The sequence below is a fragment of the Luteipulveratus flavus genome (genome assembly GCF_029439465.1).
GTDB classification, from domain to species: Bacteria; Actinomycetota; Actinomycetes; order Actinomycetales; family Dermatophilaceae; genus Luteipulveratus; species Luteipulveratus flavus.
In genome coordinates, this window is record NZ_JAROAV010000006.1 from 38,952 (window position 1) to 55,242 (window position 16,291).

A 16,291-nucleotide genomic window follows, 5' to 3' on the forward strand; every position below is an offset into this window, starting at 1 on the left:
CAGGCCGGACCGGCCGATCCCTCACTCCTGGCCGGGAACCTCCAGCCCGAGCAGGGCGTTCTCCAACACCTCGGCCAGCGCCGGGTGGATCCAGTACTGGCCGCGGGCCATCTCGTGGACCCGCAGCCCGAACGACATGGCCTGGATGGCCGGCTGGATCAGCGACGACGCCATCGGCCCGAGCAGATGGGCACCGAGCAGCTCACCGGTGGCCCGGTCGGCCACCAGCTTGCAGATGCCGGTGGTGTCCTCCATCGCCCAGCCGTACGCGACATCGCCGTACGCCTGTGTCTTCGTCGTGACGTCGTGCCCGGCCTCCCGGGCCTGCTGCTCGGTCAGGCCGACGGAGGCGACCTGCGGGTGGCTGAAGACCGCCGCGGGCACGAAGCGGTGGTCGAACGCCCGCAGGTCGTCGGGGTGGACCAGGTTGTGGGCGACGACCCGCGCCTCGTGGTTGGCGACGTGCTTGAGCTGGTGCAGCGAGGAGATGTCGCCCAGCGCCCACACCCCGTCGACCGCGGTGCGGCCGAACTCGTCGACGACGATCCGGCCGTCGGTGTGGGTGGCGATGCCGGCGGCCTCCAGACCGAGGCGGTCGGTGTTCGGTCGGCGACCGGTCGCCACCAGCAGCGTCTCGCCCTCCACCGTCGTGCCGTCCGGGAGCGTCAGCGTGACGCCGGACTCATCGCCCTTGACGTCCTCGATGGTGGCCGACAGGTGGACCTCCCACTGCCGCTGCGCGACCTGCGTGAAGCGCTCGGAGATCTCGGCGTCCTCGACGCGCAGCATCGCCGGACCGCGGGTGACGATGCGGACGTCCACGCCGAGCGCCGAGAAGACGTGCGCCATCTCGGCACTGATGAACCCCCCGCCCAGGATGACCATGCTGCGCGGCAGCTCATCGATCCGCATCACGGTGTCGCTGGTGTGGAACGGGACGCCGGACTCCTGGATCAGCTGGGGGATGACCGGCCGGGCACCGGCGGCGACGACGATCTGGTCGGCCGTGACGGTCTCGTGGCGGCCGTCCACCTCGACGACGAGCTCGCGCGGCCCGACGAACGTGGCGTGGCCGAGGAAGGCCGTGGTGTTGGGTCCGTTGACGCGGTAGTCCTTGCCGCCCTCGGAGATCGGGTCGATCCGGCCGAAGATCCGGTCGCGGATGTCGCGCCACCGGACGCCGTCCAGCGTCGCGTCCACCCCGTAGCGCGCTGCCTCGCGGACGTGGTCGGCGACGTCCGAGGCGTACACGAACATCTTGGTCGGGATGCACCCGACGTTGAGGCAGGTGCCGCCGAAGGTGCCCTCCTCGATGACCGCGACGCGCTTGCCGTCGAAGTCGGGAGTGACCAGGGAGTTGCCGGAGCCGGTGCCGATGATGGCCAGGTCGAAGTGCGTCGTCGTCACCCGGTCAGCCTAGGCGGCGGGTCAGTCGCCGCCCTGGGCGATCTGCGCGCGGACGGCGTACAGCTCGGGGAAGAAGGTCAGCTCCAGCGCCTTGCGCAGGAACGGCACCCCGCTGCTGCCCCCGGTCCCCCGCGCCGCGCCGATGACCCGCTCGACGGTCTTGAGGTGCCGGAAGCGCCAGAACTGGAAGTTGTCCTCCAGGTCCACCAGCTCCTCGCACGTCTCGTAGATGTCCCAGTGGCCGTGCGGGTCCTCGTAGACCGAGCGGATGACCGCGACGAGCCCGTCGTCGAGGGTGTGCGGACGGCTCCAGTCCCGGTCCAGCACGGCCGGGGGTACGGGCAGGCCGCGCCGGGCGAGCAGGGCGATGAACTCGTCGTACAGGCTGGGCTCGTGCAGCAGCTCGGCCAGCATCTGCCGGGCGGTCGGGTCGTGGTCGAAGACGCGGACCATCTCGGCGCTCTTGTTGCCGAGCAGGAACTCCACGGCGCGGTACTGGTAGGACTGGAAGCCCGACGAGGTGGCCAGGAAGCGGCGGAACTGGGCGTACTCACTCGGGGTGAGCGTCGCCAGGACCGCCCACTGCTCGGTGAGCGTGGACTGGATGTGCTTGACCCGCGCCAGCCCCTTCAGGGACGCGGCGAGCTCGTCGGCGCGCAGCAGGTCGCGGGCCGCGCGCAGCTCGTGCAGGACCAGCTTGAACCACAGCTCGCTGGTCTGGTGCTGGATGATGAACAGCAGCTCGTCGTGCTGCGGCGGCTGGGCCAGCGGGTGCTGGGCCGACAGCAGCCGGTCCAGGTCGAGGTAGTCGCCGTAGGACATCGCCTCCCGGAAGTCGCGCTGGACCCCGGCCTCCATCGGCCGCTCGGTGCTCATGCCAGCCCCTCCGTGCGGTCCCGCAGGTCGGCCACGTGCGGCGACACCGAGGGGTCCAGGCCCAGGCCCAGGGCCAGGTAGGTGGCGACGTAGTCACCGAAGGAGAGCAGCTCGGCGAGACGGACGGCGGGGTGTCCCGGGGCCGCGGTCTGCTCGACCACCGTCACCCCCGCCTCACGCGCGGTCTCCAGCAGCGCGTCGCCGAGGGCGCGTTCCTGCTCCGAGGCGGGGTCGGGGTTCTCCGGCTCGGCGTCGCGCAGCATCACCAGCCCGAGCGAGGGCTGGGCCGGTGCGTCGAGGAAGGGGTCGGCGAAGATGTCGGACCCGCCCTGCATCGCGCCCTTGCCGCCGCCGGCCGTGAACGGCCCGTCGAAGCAGGCGACGACCTGCGAGGCGGCGTCCGGCAGCTCTCCCCAGGTCGACGGCATCCGGGCGGTGCGGGCGAGCATCGCCGCGGCCCGCATGGCGGCGACGCCGGCGAGGGCGTTCTCGCCGAGGGTCATCGGGACGGTCGCGCCCAGGCGCACTGCCGCGAGCTTGGCCGGGTTGACGAAGGACTCCGAGGACGGGCGGCACGCCTCCGCCTGCTCGTCCAGCCGCTGCGCCAGGTCGGGCAGGGCGCTCTCGGGGACGTCGATGAGACCGAGCCGGTCACCGGCCATCAGGACCGGTGTCAGCAGCGACCACAGCGAGGTCCGGCTGGAGGTGCGGTCCCGGCCGACGCCGATGTGCACGCCCCGGTGCCGTCGGCACAGGTCGGCCAGCGGTGAGTCGTCGGCGCCGACGGTGAGCAGCGCGGCGCCCCGGCGCGCGGCCTCGGCCGCCAGGGCGAGCGGACCCGCTGCCCGGCCGGACAGGGAGACCGCGATGACCAGGTCGAGCGGGCCGACCCAGCCCGGCAGCGGGAGGTTGCGCCGCACGGTGACCGGCACCGGCGAGCCCGGCTCGGCCAGCACGTCGAGGACGTCCGCGACGACCGACGAACCGCCGAGAGCGGCCACCAGGACCGACCGGGGTCGCTCGCCGTACGCCACCCGCTCGACGCCGCCCTCCTGGGACAGCGTCATCGCCTCGCGCACCTGCGCGCCGGCGGTCGCGAGCGCTCGCAGCGTGTCGCGTGAGTCCAGCCGCCGCAGCTGGTCGGCGTCGTCGAGCGCGGCCTCCTCGATGTAGGGCATCGTCAGACCTGGAAGACGCGGGCTTCCTCGGCCAGCAGGACCGGAATGCCGTCGTCGATGCGGTACGCGCGGCGCCGGCCCGGCTCCTCGCAGTCGCCGGCGCACTGCAGCTCGGGACCCGCGGGGCCGGAGGCGTCCACCAGCTCGTTGCGGCACACCGGGCAGCGCAGGATCTCGCGCAGCCACGGCTCGATGGTCACACCCATGTCACTCCTTCTCGTCCTGCCGGACCAGCGCGAGCGCGCCGTCCCGTACTCGTTCCATCGTGGCCCCGTCGGCGGCCTCGACGTTCAGCCGCAGCAGCGGCTCGGTGTTGCTCGCCCGCAGGTTCAGCCACCACATCGGAGCGGCGTCGTGGGTCAGGGTCAGCCCGTCGAGGGTGTCCTCGACGACGTCGCCCTGCTCCTGGGCCCAGCGGCGTACGCGTTCCGTGGCGGCCGCTGCGTCGGTCACCGTCGAGTTGATCTCACCCGAGGCGACATAACGACTGTAGTCAGCGACGAGCTCGGACAGCGGGCGCTGCGTGGTCCCGAGCGCCGCGAGCACGTGCATCGCCGCAAGCATCCCGTTGTCGGCGAACCAGAAGTCGCGGAAGAAGTAGTGCGCCGAGTGCTCGCCGCCGAAGACCGCGTCGTGCTCGGCCATCTGCGCCTTGATGAGCGAGTGCCCGACCCGGGTCCGCAGCGGCCGGGCGCCCTGCTCGGCGATGATCTCGGGCACGGCACGCGAGGAGATCAGGTTGTGGACGACCGTGATGTCCTCCGCTGCCGTGCCGGCGGCGACCTCGCGGGCGATCTCCCGCGTGGCGACCAGGGCGGTGACGGCGGACGGGCTGACCGGCTCGCCGCGTTCGTCGATGACGAAGCAGCGGTCGGCGTCACCGTCGAAGGCGAGGCCGAGGTCGGCACCGTGCTCACGGACCGCGGCCTGCAGGTCGCGCAGGTTGTCCGGCTCCAGCGGGTTCGCCTCGTGGTTGGGGAAGGTGCCGTCGAGCTCGAAGTACAGCGGCAGGACCTTCAGTGGCAGGCCGTCGAGCACCGCGGGCACCGTCAGCCCCGCCATGCCGTTGCCGGCGTCGACCACCACGGTCAGCGGCCGGATCGCGGCGAGGTCGACGAGGCCGCGCAGGAAGTCGGCGTACTCCCCCAGCACGTCCCGCTCGAGGATCCGGCCGGTCTGCGTCGCGCCCGGGCGCTCGTGCAGCCCGCCGCGCTCGAGGATCCACTGGGCCAGGTCGCGGACCTCGGCGAGGCCGGTGTCGAGGCTGATCGCCCTGGCGCCCGAGCGGCACAGCTTGATGCCGTTGTACCGGGCCGGGTTGTGGCTCGCGGTGAACATCGCACCGGGCGCGTCCAGGGCGCCGCTGGCGTAGTAGAGGCCGTCGGTCGAGCAGAGCCCGATCACGGTGACGTCCACCCCGTGCTCGGCCGCCCCCTCGGCGAACTGCCGCGAGAGCTCCGGGGAGCTGGGCCGCATGTCGTGACCGACCACGAGGGTGCTCCCGCCGTCGGGCAGGACCACGACCTGGGCGAACGCCGAGCCGAGCGCGCGGGCGACCGCCGGGCTCAGCTGATCGGGCACGAGGCCGCGGACGTCGTACGTCTTGACGAACTCGGCCAGGCGGGGTGGATGCACGACCGGGACTCTACGCGGCCGGCTCATACGTCGGGCAGGACCCGCAGATGCCGCCGACGGCCGTTCTCGGAGGTGGCCTGGCCGTCCGCCCCGTCCACGGAGGGGGCGACGGGCGGGGTCGCCGGCCGAGCAGCCGCGCGGACCGCGTCGGCGAGCGCGAGCAGGTCGTCCGGGCTCGGCTCGGGCTCGGTCAGGTCGACGGCGAGCCGCACGACGTCCCAGCCGCGCGGCGCCGTGAGCCGGCCCGCGTGCTCGGCGCACATGTCGTAGGTGTGCGGCTCCGCGTACGTCGCGAGCGGCCCGAGCACGGCCGTCTGGTCGGCGTAGACGTAGGTGAGAGTCGCGACCGCAGGTCGGTGGCACGCCGCTCGTGAGCACGTACGGGACCTGTTGCGGGGTGGTCGCGGCGTCGTCACGAGCAGTGACTCTAGGCCCTCGGACCGACACACCGTGGCCGGGCGCGCCGACACCGTGGGGACGAGTCGTAGAGTCGCAGAGTGAACCCCTCGGCCGGCCCCGCGCGCAGCGGCAGTCGACCCGCGTCGGCTCGGCGGCGGGACCGTCACGGGCGAGGTCCCCGAGGCCCGCTGGCGTGGCCTCCGGTGCCGGCGATGGTGGCCCGGTCCGCCCGCTTCGACGAGCTCGTCCTGGACGCCGCGGACCGCCTCGAGCACCGTCTCGGGACCTCCCTGGAGCACGTCGAGCTCGCCGTCGAGGACGTCCCGCCGAGTGACCCCGCCTCCTGGGAGGAGTCCGTCCCGCTCGGCCGCCTCTTCCCGGCCGAGAACCGTTCTCCCGCAAGGGTGGTCGTCTACCGTCGCCCGGTCGAGAGCCGCGCCGAGGGTGCCCGTGACCTCGCCGAGCTGGTCGACAAGGTCGTCACGGAGCAGGTCGCCGGCCTCCTCGGCATCCCTCCCGAGGACCTCGAGGACTGACCCCTGGTGACGGATCCCACCGAGCCCCCGGCCTGGGTCGAGGGCGTTCCCGGCATCGGTCGTACCCCGGTGCTCGTGACCGGCGGCACGGGCACGCTCGGCGGCTTCGTCGTCGCCGAGCTGGAGCGCTCGCAGGTCCCGGCCCGGGTGCTGACCCGTACGCCGCGGCAGCCGCGCACCGAGCAGGTGTACGGGGACCTGAGGACGGGTGAGGGACTGGCCGACGCGGTGGAGGGCGTGCAGGCGGTCGTCCACTGCGCGACCCACCCGACGCGGCCGCAGGAGGTCGACGTGGACGGGACGCGCCGGCTGCTCTCGGTGCTCTCGCAGGTGAACCCCGAGGCGCACGTCGTGCACGTCTCCATCGTCGGCGCGATCGCCGGCCCGCTCCCCTACTACCGGGCGAAGGTCGCGGCCGAGACCGCGGTGACCGCGTGGGAGGGGCCGCGCACGATCGTCCGGGCGACGCAGTTCCACCAGCTCGTCGAACGGCTGACCCGCGTCTCGGTCGGCCCGTTCGGCCTCGGCCTGCACGGCCTGCGCTTCGCACCCGTCGACCCGGTGTACGTCGCCGGCCGGCTGGTCGACCACGCGCTGTCCGAACCACGGCGGGAGCCGCTCGAGCTCGCCGGGCCCGAGGTCCTCAGCGCCCGTGAGATCGCCGTCCTGACCGCCCGGGTCAAGGGCCGGCCCACGCCGCACGTCGTGACCGTGCCCGCGGTCGGTGCGGTCCTGCGAGCCCTCTCCCGCGGGTCCAACCTCCCCGGCCCCGACGCCGAGCGCGGTGGCCTGCCGTACGCCGAGTGGCTCGCCGCTCAGATGGACAGCTGAGCGGCGAACGAGTTACTGCGGCAAGCCTTCTCGGGAGTCCATCACCGTGGCTGCCACCGCTACGGGACTGACCGGTACGGCCGACAGCATCGGCAGACCACGCTCCGAGCCGCTCACCACCAGCGCGGCGTGCACGGGGCGCGCAGTGGTCCGTACCCAGACGGCGGTGGCACTGCCGGTCGGGACGTTCGCGACGCCACCGGCGGGGATCCGGACCCGCTGCGGGGTCGTCGTCCCGCTGGTGTCGGTCAGCCCGACCGTCACCACCTGCTCGGCGTCGTCCTCCGCCGACAGGACCAGCGCTGCGGACGCGCCCGGCACCCGTGGGACCGGTGTGCCGCCGACGGCGGTGATCGGCTCGGACGTCGGCATCCAGGCGATGTCGGTGGCGCCGCCGGTACCCCGACCGGACACCGACTCGGCGGCGGCCACGACCGGCACGTCCGAGGTGATCCGCAGGGCGTACCGCTGCGCGGGGAGGTCGGGCAGCGTGATGGTGCCGGAGCTCCCGGCCGCCACCGTCCGCACGGCGTCCGGAACCGGGTCCTCGGAGGGGCCGACCACCTGCACCCGGACGACGGCGTCCTCCGCGCCCGGGACGCCGACGCGTACGGAGAGGGGGCTGGCGCCGGTGAGAACCGCTGGTATCAGCGAGCTCTGGGCCGGCGGCCGCGCGGGACCGGTCACCTCCGAGCCGACCGGTCGCGTCCCGTCCTGGAAGAGGTCGGAGAGAGCGACGGCGAGCGTCCCCGACGCCGAGGTGACCTTCACGACGGGCGCCTGTGCGGTGTCGTCGACGGCCCCGAGCAGGGTGACGGCACGTGAGCGGCCGGCGACCGTCACGTCCTGTGTGTGGGTCGTGCCCAGCACGGACACGCGGGCGACGACCGGGTTCGGGGAGGGGTTGGTGAGCACGACGCGCTCCAGCCGGCCCGGCTCGGGTCCTCCGGCGATCAGGTAGGACGTCGACGCGGTCCGGGTGCACGTGGTCATCGCCAGACCGTGGGTGGCGGGCGCCCGGTCGTCGTCGACCTGCAGCGCGGTCAGACCGGGCGCGAGGGCCCCTGAGCCGACGACGTCCACCCCGGAGGGCCCCGACACCGTCCCCGTCGCGACGTCGCCGCGCCGGTCGACGGCCAGCAGCGCACCGCTGCCGGGCAGCGTGCGCGCGGTGATCGCGCCGCCCGCGCCGATCGGGTGGTCGGGCAGCATCTCCTCCGGCAGGCTCGCCGTGATGAGCTGCACGTCCTGGGCTGCGGCCCCGGTTCCTGGTGAGCCGGGGCGGTCGGGTCCCGGGCACACCACCTCGCTGCGGGTGAGCGACCTCATGTCGGACGGCGCTGCGACGCGGGTGTCGTCGGGCCGGCTGAGGTCGAGCCGCGCGTCCGACCGCCCCGCGCCCCAGACCATCGCCGCCCCGGCCACGACGACGACGGCCGTACGGACGATCCCGACGCCCCTCACGGCCGCCTCCGCGACCGTGAGCTGCCGAACGGCACCGCGAGGAAGACCGTGAACGCCAGCAGGAGGGCCTGCACCCAGCGCCACCTGAGGTACGCGGCACCCGGCTCGACCTGCAGGTGTCCGCCGGCCGCCGGCACCTCGTAGGTCGGATAGACCGTGCCCGCGACGGCGGGGAGACGGTGGTCGTCGACCGTGACGACGGTCCGCCTGGCCCACCCGCCCGACTCCGAGATCGTCAGGCGACGACCGGCCGGGCCGCTCGGCAGCGGCGTCGAGGTACGTGCGTGCGGTCCGGTCGAGGCGACCGACGCCCACGGACTGCCGCTCAGCGTCAGCACGACCCGGCCCGGTGGGACGGACGCCCTGCTCGCCGCGGACGCCACGGCGTCGACCCGCCAGAGCGACATGGTCCGGTTGCTCGCCATCGGCGAGAGCCCGTCGGCCGACTGCAGCGGGCGGGAGAGCAGCGTCCGGTCGCCGGAACCCGTGACGCCGACGAAACCGACCCCCAGGTCGAACAGGTCCCGATGAGCAGCGCCACTGGCCGCGGTGTCCGGGCTCAGCAGGGACGCGACGCCTCGGGCCAGGGTGGCCGAGGACCGCTCCGGCACGTCGAGATCGCGGGCGGGCGTGCCGGGCTCCGACCCTCCCAGCGCGTACGCCACCGAGCCGTCGCCGGCCACCGTGATCGTGAGCATCCGGGTGGCTCGCTCCCCGGTGCTCATGTGCTTGGCGATCGGGGGCAGCCGCGGGTCCGCGGGCGCGAGCGAGCGGACGTCGTGGCTCCAGGCGACCACGCCGCAGACCACCACGGCCCAGCCGAGCACAGCGGCGGCACCGGCGACGGCGGCCCGACGTACGCGTACGGGCAGCGCGCCCAGCCCGTGCCGGCCGAGCACGTCGCCGAAGGCGAGCAGCGCGGCGCCGAGCAGCGCCGCGGCGGTGAGGTCCAGCGCCGGGCCCGGCCACGGGCTGCGCGACCCGGCCGCACCCGCGGTCAGGGTGACGTGCGAGGCGGTGAGCGCGGCGCCCAGCCCGAGCAGCGTCAGCAGGGCCAGCCCGGTCGTGACCCGCACGTGGCCGCCGCGACGCCGGAGCAGGGCCGCCAGGCCGAGGACGAGGACGGGAGCAGAGAGCAGCGCCAGGTACGAACCCGCTCCACCGGGGTGCAGCAGGAGCAGCTGCCACGGCTCCGCAGGGCGACCGGAGTCCAGAGCCCCAGGACCGGCGAGCAGGGCACGCGAGTCGGCGCGCAGCCGGTCGAACGTCCACGGCCCGAGCAGCAGCCACGGCCCCACCGCCACGACCACGCCCCGCACCCGGGCCAGCCGGCTCCCCAGCAGCGCCACCCCGAGGCCGATGACCGTGGTGGCCACGAGCAGGACCGGCACGAACGCCCCGAGCAGGGCACCGACGAGCACCGTCCCGAACGTCAGCGGCGTGCCGGCGCTGCGGCGTCCGACGGCGAACGCGCCCGCCACGGCGAGGGGCAGCAGCACGTGGCCGACGACGGGCCCGATCCGGCCCGCGGAGACGCCGGCGGTCAGCGAGGGCAGCGACGCCCAGGCCAGTCCGACGAACGCCCGCGGCCACGCCGAACGAGTGGCCGCCCGGCCGGCGACGTACGCGCTCACCCCCGAGAGGGGCACGGCCAGCACCAGCAGCCACGCGACGACGGTCGCACCGCTGGTGGTGTCGTCCACCCAGGGCAGCGCCTCGACCAGGCGCGCGAGTCCGGCCAGCACCGGGAGGTACGGGCTCTCGGGCAGGTCGACGCCGAGACCGGGGCCGGTCCAGTGGTCCCACCAGGTGTGCCAGATGCCGGCGGCGTCGGTGTCGTACGGCAGCAGCAGGCCGCCGCTCAGACCTTGTCCCGTGCCGCGCAGCGCCGCGGAGGTCAGCAGGTGGCGCCACATCAGCGCAGTCGTCGCGAGCAGCGCGACGACCATCCACAGACCGGGATGGCGCGCGGTCCGGCGCCCCCAGGTGGAGTGGACCGCCGCGAGCTCGCCCGCGGCGTCCGCCGTGGGTCCCGGCTCGGGACGTGTCTCGACCGCGGGCAGCGGCGGGTGGCGTGGGCCGCGGCTGACGGCGTCCCGGACCGCGTCCCAGGCGTGCTGGGTCGCCGCGCCGACCGGGACGAAGAGAGCGTCCAGGTCCCGTCGTCGGGTGACCGCTCGCCGGCCGAACCTCAGTCGAGCACCGAGCAGCCGGGCGACCCCGAACGGAGCCGTCGCCTGGGCGAGCTCGCCGAGGGCCAGGCGAGGGCGTTTGACCAGCAGCAGGGCGAGGCCGAGCACTGTGCAGCCGAGCGCGACCCACAGCGCCATGAACGGGAGCATCGACCAGCTGCTGCGCGCGAGGGCGACCTGCCGGTGCCGGCGCAGCGTACGGGGCGACTGCGGAACCGGCCGGTCGGAGTCGCCGTGGCGCCGCAGGTCGGAGGCGTCGCCGTCGAGGGTGCTGCCCCCGGTGTCCTGGCAGACCCGGGCAGCGGGGACGACGACGACCTGGTGGCCGAGCAGGTGGGTGCGCCAGCACAGGTCCAGGCCGTCGCCGTCCCCGTCGAAGGCCGCGTCGAACCCGCCGAGAGTGAGGTAGACGTCGCGGCGGATCAGCATGCCCGCGCTGGAGACGGCGAGGACGTCGTGCCGGTCGTCGTACTGGCCCTGGTCCGGCTCGCCCTCCATCGCCGAGCCGACGTGGCGACCGGTCCGGGTCACGTCGACACCGACGTTGACCAGGCGCTCGGGCCGGCCGAGCTCCACGACCTTGCAGCCGGCGATCCCGATGCGGTCCGACCGCCCCGCGACGCGGGCGAGCGCCGCCAGCGCATCAGGAGCCGGGGCGGAGTCCTCGTGCAGCAACCAGAACCACTCCTGGCGGTCCCGCGGACGGATGTCCCGCTTGCGGGCGCGAGCCCGCACCCGCCGTCCGACGACCGCGTCCTCACCGGGCCGCGGGAGCGCCTCCACCGCGGTGTCGACGATCGCCGCGAACGGGCTGAGCGGGGGGACGGTCACCACCGACACGTCGGGGTAGGTCGCCCGTAGACCAGGACTGGCGTCGACCATTGCCCGGACGGACCGCTCGGGAGTGGCGTCCACCAGCACGAGACGCTCGGGCGCCTCGTGCAGGTCGACGAGGCGGCCGAGCGTCTGCTCCAACCAGGTGCTTCGCGCGTGCTCGACCACGAGCACCGCGGTGACGACCAGTGAAGCGGGCGCGTGGGTGTCAGCCGTGACCGACCACTCGGTGGTGGTCATGACTCACACACGCGCACTCGCGAACGCCGGTGTGGTCATGCACCGACCATGCCAGGCGCGCCGGACGCGCCCAAGGTGACGCGCGGGTCAGACCGCGCGCTTCTTCAGCTTGCGGCGCTCGCGCTCGGAGAGGCCGCCCCAGATCCCGAAACGCTCGTCGTTCTCCAGTGCGTACTCCAGGCACTCCGACCGCACCTCGCACCCGACGCAGACCTTCTTGGCCTCGCGGGTGGAGCCGCCCTTCTCGGGGAAGAACGCCTCCGGGTCGGTCTGCGCACACAGTGCGTTCTCCTGCCACGACAGCTCGCCGTCTTCTCCCAGCGCGTCGTCGTGCATGCTGATCAGCTGCAGCTCGTGCACGGGTCCTCCTCGACCGATCGCGGGCAGTTCTGTCTTGTGGTGCACTGCCCCCTGAAAACGAACGACAGCACTGCAATTACACGCGTGTGTTTCATCATTCGTCAAGCACAGAATGCGGAGGCAGTGCACAATGACGCCCCCGCGGTCCTGGGCCGCTCCGTGTTGAGAGACTGTCCGCCATGCGCATCACCGCCCTCGCGGGTGGCGTCGGCGGCGCCCGGTTCCTCCGAGGCCTGCTGCACCACCTGAGCGGCCGCTCGGACGGCCCGCACACCCTGACCGTGATCGGCAACACCGGTGACGACATCACCCTGTTCGGCCTGCGCGTCTGCCCGGACCTGGACACCCTGCTCTACACCCTCGGCGGCGGCGTCCACGAGGGTCAGGGCTGGGGACGTGCCGACGAGACGTTCGCCGTCCAGGGCGAGCTGGCTGCGTACGGAGCCAGCCCGCAGTGGTTCGGACTCGGCGACCGCGACTTCGGCACCCACATCGTGCGCAGCCAGTGGCTCGCCCAGGGCCGGACGCTCTCGCAGGTCACCGCCCGGCTCGCCCAGCGCTGGGGACTGCCCGAGCAGGGCGTCACGCTGCTGCCGATGACCGACGTCCCCGTCGAGACGCACGTCGTGCTCGAGGAGGACGGCGAGCAGCGCGCCGTGCACTTCCAGGAGTGGTGGGTCCGGATGCGCGCCGCGGTCCCGGCGCAGCGATTCGTCGTGGCCGGCCTGGACCGGGCCGCCGCCGCGCCCGGCGTCCTGGGCGCGCTCCGGGACGCGGACGTGGTGCTGCTGCCCCCGAGCAACCCCGTCGTCTCGATCGGCATCGTCCTCGGTGTGCCAGGCGTACGAGATGCGTTGCGGGGCACCGCTGCTCCCGTGGTCGGGGTGTCGCCGCTCGTCGGCGGCGCACCCGTGCGCGGGCACGCCGACGCATGCCTGAGCGCGATCGGCGTCGAGTCGACGGCGGCCGCCGTCGCGGGGCTCTACGCGGACTTCCTCGACGGCTGGCTGGTCGACGACGGCGACCGCGACGGGATGGTCGCGGCGGCCCCGCGGGGCCTGACCGTCGAGGCGACGCCGCTGCTCATGCGCGACCTCGAGCACGCCGCGCGGATCTCCGGCTCGGCCCTGGACCTGGCCCTCGGGCTCGCCCGTGCCTGACGCCGTCACCGGCCCCGGCGGCCTGCAGGTGCTGCCCGTCGTCGGGCTGCCGGAGGTGGAGCCCGGGGCCGACGTCGGCCGCCTGGTCGTCCGATGCCTGGAGGACGCCGGGACACCGCTGCAGGACGGCGACATCGTGGTCGTCACCAGCAAGATCGTGTCCAAGGCGGAGCGGCTGGTCGCGACCGTCCACGACCCCTCCGAGCGAGCTGACCTCGTGCTGCGCGAGTCGCACCGGGTCGTCAGCGAACGGACGACGGGCGCCGGGATCACGCGGGTGGTCGCCGCCCACGCCGGACCGGTCATGGCCGGCGCCGGCATCGACGCGTCGAACACCGGTGCCGCCGAGCTCCTGCTCCTCCCCCACGACCCCGACGCGAGCGCCCGTCGGGTCCACGACCAGCTCCTCGCCGCCGTCCCGCACGCGCTGCGCATCGGCGTGCTGCTCAGCGACACCGCAGGTCGGCCGTGGCGCGCCGGTCTGGTCGACCTCGCTCTCGGCGTGTCGGGCGTGCTCCCGACCGACGACCTGCGCGGCCGGTACGACGCGGAGGGGCGTCCGCTGGCCGTCACCGTCCGCTGCCTCGCCGACGAGATCGCCGCGGCCGCCGACCTGGTCAAGGGCAAGACCGAGCGCATCCCGGTCGCCGTCGTCCGCGGTCTGCCCGACCTCGTCGTCGCCGAGGGCCCAGGCGCGCGTTCGCTGGTCCGCTCCGACGCCGAGGACTGGTTCTCCCTCGGCCGCGCCGAGGCGGTCCGGGACGCGCTCGGGGTCGCCCCGGGGTCGGCCGAGTCGCTGAACATCGGCATCGAGTCGGTGCTCCCGGAGACCCTCACCCAGCGGGTCGACCGGGCCCTGCAGACGGCCCTGCTCGGTTGCAACGCGGTGGAGGCGGCGCACACGGCCGACGACGCGAGCACCGTCCGGCTCCGGGCCACCGACCCGGTCGAGCTCGGACGGGCCTGGGCCCGGTTCGAGGTCGCCCTGGCCGGGGAGCGGCTGCAGTGCTCCGGCAGCCACGACGAGACGACGGTCGCCGTCCACATCGCCGATCCCCGAGGCTGATCGTCAGCGCGGGACGCGCAGCTCGACCCGCAGTCCCGACGGCGCCGTCCCGTCCACCGGCTCTCGGTCCGCCAGCGCCACCGACCCCCGAGCCCGCCGCGCGAGCTCCTGCACGATGGCGAGCCCGAGCCCGCTGCCACCGGCGTCGCGGTCGCGGGCGTCGTCCAGCCGGGTGAAGCGCTCGAACGCGCGCTCCCGGTCCGCCGGCGCGATGCCGGGCCCGTCGTCCTCCACGACCAGCAGCACCTCGCCGTCGGCGGCCCGCGCGCTGAGCCGGACCTGCGAGGTCGCGTGCCGTACGGCGTTGTCGAGCAGGTTGGTGAGCATCCGCCTCAGCTCGGCGGGCGCGGCGCGTGCCGTGAGGTTCGGCTCGGCGACCGGGAGGACCGTCAGCGGGACCCGCGCACCGGCGTAGCGCGTGGCGACGTCCGCGAGCAGCGGCGCGACCGTGAGCGTCTCGGCCCGTCCGGTGGTCCAGGCGGCCGCGTCGGCGCGGGCGAGCAGCAGCAGGTCCTCGACCAGCGCGGACAGGCGGGTCACGTCGTCCAGCAGCCCGTCGGTGAGCTCGTCCCGGCCTCGGACCCGCTGGTCGACCTCCAGCTGGGTCTGCATGCTGGCCAGCGGGCTGCGCAGCTCGTGGGCCGCGTCGGCGACCAGGCCCCGCTGACGTTCTCGCGCGCCCGCCAGCCGGTCGAGCATGCCGTTCAGGGTCACCGCCAGCGCCCGGATCTCGTCCGCCTGCTCAGGGACGGGCAGCCGGGTCGCCGCGGCCTCGCCGCTGATCGCCTCCGCGCCGGAGCGCAGCTTCTCGACCGGGCGCAGGGCGCGGCCGATGACCCACCACGCGACCAGACCCATCACCACCAGCAGCAGCGGCGCGACGACGAGCAGCGTGGTCGCCAGCACCCGCTCGGCGTGGACGACGTCGGCGGCCTGCACCGCCACCACGACCGTCGAGGCGTCCCGCCGCTCTCCCGGCCGGGTCACCGGGAGAGCGATGACCCGCAGCGGACCCGCCACTCCGGCGCGGCGTCCGGGGACGGTGACCCGCTCACCGCCGCGAGCGCGGGCCAGCTCCTCCGGGCGCAGCAGGCCGGTGAGCCGGTCGGCGTTCGCCGAGCCACCGACGACCCGTCCGGCGGCGTCGACGACCTGCACCGACTGTGCGCCGGACGCGGGCAGCGGGTCCGGCAGGGGACCGCCGGCGGCGACGAGAGCGATGTCGCCGGCGGTGTTGCGCGCGGTCTCGTCCAGCGCCCCGCGCCCGGCGATGCCGAGGACGGCGTACAGCACCAGGCTGCCCGCCAGCAGCGCCAGCGCGACACCGGACAGGCCGATCAGCATCAGCCGCCACCGCAGCGACAGCCGCCGGGCCGCCGCCGTCATCGGCGCACCGTGTAGCCGGCGCCCCGCACGGTCCGGATGGCGTCGCGGCCGAGCTTGCGGCGCAGGTAGCCGACGTAGACCTCGACGGCGTTCGGGTCGACGTCCTGGGCGGAGTCCCAGACGTGGTCGAGCAGCTCGACCTTGCCGACCACGCGGTCCCGGTGCCGCAGGAGGTACTCCAGGAGCGTCAGCTCGCGTGGGCTGAGCGCGACCGGTTCCCCCGCCCGGCGCACCTCGCGCAGCGCGGGGTCGAGCTCGATGTCCCCGACGGTCAGCACCGGCTCGCGCGCGGTCGCGCCGCGGCGCAGCAGGGCTCGCAGCCGGGCGAGCAGGACGACGAACGAGAACGGCTTGGTGAGGTAGTCGTCCGCGCCGTAGTCCAGACCGTCCGCCTGGTCGTACTCGCCGTCCTTGGCCGAGAGCATCAGGACGGGCACCCACACCTGCTCGGCCCGTAGCGTGCGGACGACGTCGTAACCCGACATGCCCGGCAGCATGATGTCCAGGACGACCGCGTCGTACCCGCCGAACCGCGCCTCCTGCAGCCCCGAGGGCCCGTCGTGGCGGACGTCGACGACGAAGCCCTCGGCGACCAGCCCGCGCTGCAGGGCCAGGGCCAGACGGGTCTCGTCCTCGATCACGAGCAGTCGCACGCGGCCAGCGTCGCACGGCACCACCTGTGGGCGCCCTCAGGTTCTCAGCGGGTTCACAGCGACCCCGGCGCAGA

Annotated in this window: 15 protein-coding genes; 4 read left to right on the forward strand and 11 right to left on the reverse strand. The window is 74.3% G+C overall.

What is annotated here, in order from left to right; all coding sequences use genetic code 11:
- Positions 1-21: 21 nt before the first annotated feature.
- Genes P4R38_RS01495 through P4R38_RS01520 form a run of 6 tightly spaced genes read right to left on the reverse strand, consistent with a single transcriptional unit; the run spans position 22 to position 5,512 of the window.
- Positions 22-1,407: a mycothione reductase gene (locus P4R38_RS01495; RefSeq protein ID WP_277190715.1), complete on the reverse strand. Its 1,386-nt coding sequence runs from the start codon at positions 1,405-1,407 to the stop codon at positions 22-24.
- Positions 1,408-1,428: 21 nt separating this feature from the next.
- Complete coding sequence (gene kynA, locus P4R38_RS01500) at positions 1,429-2,283, reverse strand: tryptophan 2,3-dioxygenase (RefSeq protein WP_277190717.1); 855 nt, start codon at positions 2,281-2,283, stop codon at positions 1,429-1,431.
- Positions 2,280-3,461, reverse strand: a complete 1,182-nt coding sequence (locus P4R38_RS01505; protein WP_277190719.1) for an SIS domain-containing protein — start codon at positions 3,459-3,461, stop codon at positions 2,280-2,282. The genes kynA and P4R38_RS01505 overlap by 4 nt, the downstream gene beginning before the upstream one ends.
- 2 nt (positions 3,462-3,463) lie before the next feature.
- Positions 3,464-3,667, reverse strand: a complete 204-nt coding sequence (locus tag P4R38_RS01510; protein WP_277190721.1) for a Trm112 family protein — start codon at positions 3,665-3,667, stop codon at positions 3,464-3,466.
- Position 3,668: 1 nt separating this feature from the next.
- Positions 3,669-5,096 (reverse strand): phosphomannomutase/phosphoglucomutase, encoded by a 1,428-nt coding sequence (locus tag P4R38_RS01515; protein WP_277190723.1) that lies wholly within the window; start codon positions 5,094-5,096, stop codon positions 3,669-3,671.
- A 23-nt stretch (positions 5,097-5,119) separates the two neighbouring features.
- Entirely contained in the window at positions 5,120-5,512 is a 393-nt protein-coding gene (locus P4R38_RS01520) for a DUF3499 domain-containing protein (protein WP_275240630.1), read from the reverse strand.
- Between the two features lie 195 nt (positions 5,513-5,707).
- Between P4R38_RS01520 and P4R38_RS01525 the strand changes: the two genes are divergently transcribed.
- Together P4R38_RS01525 and P4R38_RS01530 are read left to right on the forward strand one after the other, a co-directional pair.
- Entirely contained in the window at positions 5,708-6,031 is a 324-nt protein-coding gene (locus P4R38_RS01525) for a metallopeptidase family protein (protein ID WP_342803894.1), read from the forward strand.
- A gap of 6 nt (positions 6,032-6,037) precedes the next feature.
- Positions 6,038-6,862, forward strand: a complete 825-nt coding sequence (locus P4R38_RS01530; RefSeq protein ID WP_277190726.1) for an SDR family oxidoreductase — start codon at positions 6,038-6,040, stop codon at positions 6,860-6,862.
- A gap of 12 nt (positions 6,863-6,874) precedes the next feature.
- On the opposite strand, the gene P4R38_RS01535 is transcribed toward P4R38_RS01530, so the two are convergent.
- From P4R38_RS01535 to P4R38_RS01545, 3 genes are all read right to left on the reverse strand, one after another.
- Positions 6,875-8,326: a DUF5719 family protein gene (locus P4R38_RS01535; protein WP_277190728.1), complete on the reverse strand. Its 1,452-nt coding sequence runs from the start codon at positions 8,324-8,326 to the stop codon at positions 6,875-6,877.
- A complete protein-coding gene (locus tag P4R38_RS01540; protein WP_277190730.1) occupies positions 8,323-11,592 on the reverse strand; it encodes a glycosyltransferase in 3,270 nt (1,089 codons plus the stop codon). The genes P4R38_RS01535 and P4R38_RS01540 overlap by 4 nt, the downstream gene beginning before the upstream one ends.
- Before the next feature lie 87 nt (positions 11,593-11,679).
- Positions 11,680-11,928 (reverse strand): WhiB family transcriptional regulator, encoded by a 249-nt coding sequence (locus P4R38_RS01545; protein ID WP_275240836.1) that lies wholly within the window; start codon positions 11,926-11,928, stop codon positions 11,680-11,682.
- Between the two features lie 203 nt (positions 11,929-12,131).
- Here P4R38_RS01545 and cofD point away from each other — a divergent pair, with 203 nt between their 5' ends.
- Together cofD and cofE are read left to right on the forward strand one after the other, a co-directional pair.
- Complete coding sequence (cofD, locus tag P4R38_RS01550; protein ID WP_277190732.1) at positions 12,132-13,112, forward strand: 2-phospho-L-lactate transferase; 981 nt, start codon at positions 12,132-12,134, stop codon at positions 13,110-13,112.
- On the forward strand, positions 13,105-14,178 hold the full coding sequence (gene cofE / locus P4R38_RS01555) for a coenzyme F420-0:L-glutamate ligase (RefSeq protein WP_277190734.1): 1,074 nt from the start codon (positions 13,105-13,107) through the stop codon (positions 14,176-14,178). Before cofD ends, cofE begins: the two co-directional genes overlap by 8 nt.
- Before the next feature lie 3 nt (positions 14,179-14,181).
- On the opposite strand, the gene P4R38_RS01560 is transcribed toward cofE, so the two are convergent.
- On the reverse strand, positions 14,182-15,564 hold the full coding sequence (locus P4R38_RS01560) for a HAMP domain-containing sensor histidine kinase (RefSeq protein WP_277190736.1): 1,383 nt from the start codon (positions 15,562-15,564) through the stop codon (positions 14,182-14,184).
- Positions 15,561-16,217: a response regulator transcription factor gene (locus tag P4R38_RS01565; RefSeq protein WP_275240618.1), complete on the reverse strand. Its 657-nt coding sequence runs from the start codon at positions 16,215-16,217 to the stop codon at positions 15,561-15,563. The genes P4R38_RS01560 and P4R38_RS01565 overlap by 4 nt, the downstream gene beginning before the upstream one ends.
- Positions 16,218-16,291: the final 74 nt, after the last annotated feature.